This window comes from Mycobacterium sp. NPDC003449 (genome assembly GCF_053588415.1).
Genome location: NZ_JBSFPX010000379.1, coordinates 1 through 1,361 on the forward strand (window position 1 = coordinate 1; position 1,361 = coordinate 1,361).

Below are 1,361 nucleotides of genomic sequence, written 5' to 3' on the forward strand. Positions count from 1 at the left end.
CTCGGTGGTCTTGGTGCGGCTGTGCGTCTCGACGACCGCGGCGACGACGTCGGTGCCGCGCTCCAGCCGCCGGTGCGCCTCGCCGAGCATGGCGTAGGTCTTGCCGACGCCGGGCGCCGCACCCAGGTAGATGCGTAGTTCACCCCGCCTGACCGGGTGCGGCGCCGACGTGCTCACCAGCCCATCATCCACCCGCGGGCAGCGCATCGAGCGCGATGTTGAGCTCGAGCACGTTGACCCGGGGTTCGCCGAGGAAACCGAGGCCGCGGCCGTCGGTGTGGGCGGCGACCAGTTGGCGGACCGTCTCGGGGCTCAAGCCGCGGGCCCGCGCCACCCGGTTCACCTGCAGGTCGGCGTAGGCGGGGGAGATGTCCGGATCGAGCCCGCTGCCGCTCGCGGTGACCGCATCGGCGGGCACCTGGGGTCGGCTCGGGGAGCCGGCGATCGGCACGATCTGGCCGATGCGGTAATCCTGGCCCGCCTTGGCGCATTCCACCCGCACGCCCCGGTAGGAGTTCAGGAACGGGGTGGCCGGGCACGGTTGATTGACGCTGACCACCTGGGTCGGCCGGATCACGTTCCCACGCGCGTCGCGCGGGCCGATCACCGACAGCACCGCCCCGACCCCGTCGCCGGTGCAGTACGGGCGGGCCCCGTCGACCCCGTCGAGGTCGCCCGCGGCCCGGCTGCGCTCACACACCTGGGTCAGCAGGCCGGGGTCGTCGGGGGTGTCGACGATGCTCTCCGGCCCGAGGTTGCTCGCGCTGGTGGCCATCGGGTCGTAATCGGCCGCCGACGGCCTGCTCTGGAAGTACCGGGGCATCGGGTTGCCGTCGGCGTCGGTGAACGACTGCCCGATCAGGCTGCTGCCCACCGGTTTTCCACCGGCCTCGACGATCGACCCGGCGGATTTCCCGGACAGCCCCGGCAACTGGGCCACCAGCCAGATGAACACCGGATAGCCGATGCCGAGGATGACGGTGAGCACCAGCAGGGCCCGCAGCGCGGCCGCGTGTTGACGGAGCAGATTCGTGAATCGCATATCAGGACATCCCGGGGAGAAGTTGGATCACCAGGTCGATGAGTTTGATGCCGATGAACGGCGCGACGATGCCGCCGAGTCCGTACAGCGAGAGGTTGCGGCTCAGCAGTTTCGACGCGCTGCTCGGCGTGTAGCGGACACCTTTGAGCGCCAGCGGGATCAGCACGACGATCACGATCGCGTTGAAGATCACCGCGGACAGGATGGCCGACTGCGGACTGTGCAGCCGCATGATGTTCAGCAGGTCCAGGCCCGGGTACAGCGTGACGAACAGGGCCGGGATGATCGCGAAGTACTTGGCGATGTCGTTGGCGATCGA

At 69.5% G+C, this 1,361-nt stretch carries 1 protein-coding gene and 2 pseudogenes; all 3 read right to left on the reverse strand.

Going from position 1 to position 1,361, the window contains the following annotated elements:
• Positions 1–207, reverse strand: a pseudogene (locus ACWDTP_RS38480) (hypothetical protein); the annotation flags it as partial.
• A complete protein-coding gene (locus ACWDTP_RS38485) occupies positions 185–1,042 on the reverse strand; it encodes a potassium-transporting ATPase subunit C (RefSeq protein WP_450028452.1) in 858 nt (285 codons plus the stop codon). The pseudogene ACWDTP_RS38480 and the gene ACWDTP_RS38485, both read right to left, overlap by 23 nt.
• Before the next feature lies 1 nt (position 1,043).
• Positions 1,044–1,361 (reverse strand): annotated as a pseudogene (locus tag ACWDTP_RS38490) (potassium-transporting ATPase subunit B); the annotation flags it as partial.

Bases quoted from the DNA above. Each gene is read 5' to 3' on its own strand.
- ACWDTP_RS38485 (WP_450028452.1), bottom strand. From the start codon at position 1,042: ATGCGATTCACGAATCTGCTCCGTCAACACGCGGCCGCGCTGCGGGCC.